Genomic DNA, 2,723 nt, shown 5'->3' with positions numbered 1-2,723 from the left:
GTTCGAGTTCACGTCGCCGCCTGCCCACGACGGCGATGAGTGATTTCAACAGCAGGCCGCCGACGAAGAGAAAAATGAGGACGGATGGAACGAGAACGACGAGAATCCCCGGAAAATCTGTCGACAGGTACATACGGGGACGAGCGCCCGGCGTGTCAAAAATTTGTTGTCTGGCTACTCGTCGGTAAACCGACTCGGGTCCTGCGAAGCGAGCGCGACGTTCACGGCCGCGACGTTCTCCGGTACGTCGTGGACGCGAATGATGTCAGCGCCGCGGTCCGCAGCGATAGCCGTTCCCGCGATGGTTGCCGCGAGGTTGTCCCCGGTTTTCTCGCCGACGAGTGAGAACATCGACTTGTGAGAGTGGCCGATGAGAACGGGACACCCGAGCGCGCGGAACTCGTCGACGCGTCCGAGGAGTTCGAAGTTCTCGGCCTTCGATTTCCCGAATCCGAGACCGGGGTCGACGATGATGTTTCGACGCGGGATTCCCGCCTTTTCGGCGAGCAGGACGCGCTCTGTGAGTTCGTCGATTACGTCTTCGACCACGTCGTCGTAGTCGATGTCCTTGTCCGGAATCACCGGCGCGTCGATGCTGTGCATCACGATAACCGGGACGTCGCGCCCGGCCGCGAGGAACCGCATTTCGGGGTCTTCGAGGCCGGTCACGTCGTTGAGGATATCGGCCCCTGCGTCCAGTGCGGCCTCAGCAACCGCCGCTTTCCGGGTGTCCACGGAGACGAGTGCGTCGAGGTCCGAAAGTGCCTCGATGACGGGCGTAACTCGGCGAATCTCTTCGTCTACTGGGACTTCTTCGGCACCGGGACGGGTGCTCTCACCACCGACGTCGATAATGCCGACACCGGCTTCGACCATCGCTTCCGCCTGTTCGACGGCGTCTTCGATGTCGTAGAACTCGCCGCCGTCGTGGAAACTGTCCGGCGTGACGTTGAGGATGCCCATGACGGATGGACCGTCTTCCCACGGGTAGCCGTGAGTCTCGTCGGAGGGGTCGCGTCCGAGACTCGCTTCGATCTCGTCGGCGAGTTCCGGGAGCGCGTAGGGACGGTCTCGGAGATTTTCCGTCAAGCGGTCGAACTGGTCGAGCGTCCCCATCAACACCACGTCGACGAGTTCGCCGCCGGACTCGTGGCCGGAAACGGCGCAGTCGCCGCCGATAGAGAACAGTTCTTCTCTGAGGTGTCTGGCCTGTCGTCGCTGGACGCGCGTGTGAACCGTCTGATGAACCGCCTTCGCTGCTCGCTCGTCCCGACTCCCTTCGTCTGCCACGTTGGCCCGTTCGAGCGTCTCGCGAGCGTCATCGAGAGTACGGTGCGTCTTCGGAATTATCGCTCGTGTCCACGTCGTTCGCGCCTCGGCGACGACGTACAACGACCCGACGACGAGCACGCAGTCGTCCGGGTCGGCGCGTTTTCGTGCGCGCTCTAGCGCCGATGCAACCGCGTCGCCAGTCTCGACTTCCGGAACGCCGATTCGGTCGAACACCGATGCGAGAATCTCGGGGTCTTCGGCCCGCGAGATGTCCGCGTGACAGGTGACGACGGAGGCGACGTCGGGCAGCGCTTCGACCATCTCACCGTGGTCCTTGTCGTGCATCGCACCGTAGACGAGATGCAGGTCGTCGTACTCGAACTCGTCGAGGACGGTAGCGACCTGTGCGCAGGCGTCGGGGTTGTGTGCCCCGTCTAAGACGACCATCGGGTCGGTTCCCATGACTTCGAAGCGACCCGGCCAGTGCGCGTTTCGAAGGCCGCGGTGAATCTCGTCGTCGGAAATATCTGGCCGGACCTGTCGGGAGAGCGCGACTGCGATACCGGCGTTTCGAGCCTGATACGCACCTAAAAGCGGGATTCGAAGGTCGAGCGTCTCGTCGTCGGTTTCGACGGTGACGGCGGCCTCTTGGTGGTTCACGCGACCGCCGTACGCGGTTCGAACGTCGGTATCGGCGTCCGCGCCGCCGACCGTCAGTACGTCGCCGACCTCCTCGCGGATGACATCGAGTGCGTCGCCCGCAGCACCCGTCACGAGTGGGTTGTCTGCGGGCGCGACGGCAGCCTTCGTCCGGGCAATCTCTTCGATGGTATCGCCGAGGACCGCCGTGTGTTCGAGCGAGACGTTCGTGACGGCGCTGGCGACGGGGTCGACGGCGCTCGTCGCATCGAGTTCGCCACCCATCCCGACTTCGAGGACCGCCACGTCGACGTCGGCCTGGTCGAAGTACCAGATTGCGAGGGCGGTCACAGTTTCGAAGAACGTGAGCGGTTCGCCGTCGGCGGCACGCTCGACAAGATACGGTTTCGCTTCGGCCACGAACGCCGACAGCGCGGATTCGGGAATCTTCCGCCCGTCGACGCGGACGCGCTCGCGCACGTTGTCGAAGTGCGGCGAGGTGTACAACCCGACGCTCTGTCCCGCTTCGCGGAGCGTCGAGTCGAGCATCCGGGCGGTGCTTCCTTTTCCGTTTGACCCTGCGACCTGCACGAACGAGACTCCCTCGTGTGGGTCGCCGAGGTGAGAGAGCAACCGCTGAATCGACTCGGTCCCCGGCTTGACCTGGAATCGCCGGAGGTCGAAAAGGAAGTTCACCGCCTCGTGGTACTCCATACGCGAGAAAACCCGGACGGTGGGCTTAGGCCTAACGCTCCTCACTCATCGGGCGCGAACGGACTACTCGTCGATATGGACGACGAGGACCGGTCGGT

General features: G+C 63.6%; 1 protein-coding gene. It reads right to left on the bottom strand.

Features of this window, described 5'->3' with window-relative positions; all coding sequences use genetic code 11:
- Positions 1-174: 174 nt before the first annotated feature.
- Positions 175-2,625 carry a dihydropteroate synthase gene (gene folP / locus QT222_RS03000; protein ID WP_491476258.1) on the bottom strand — a complete coding sequence of 817 codons (2,451 nt, stop codon included), beginning with the start codon at positions 2,623-2,625 and terminating at the stop codon, positions 175-177.
- Between the last annotated feature and the right edge of the window lie 98 nt (positions 2,626-2,723).

It is taken from the genome of Haloferax sp. s1, assembly GCF_058382125.1.
Note: the sequence above shows the minus strand (reverse complement) of the source record. Positions and strands in the feature narration are given on the sequence as shown.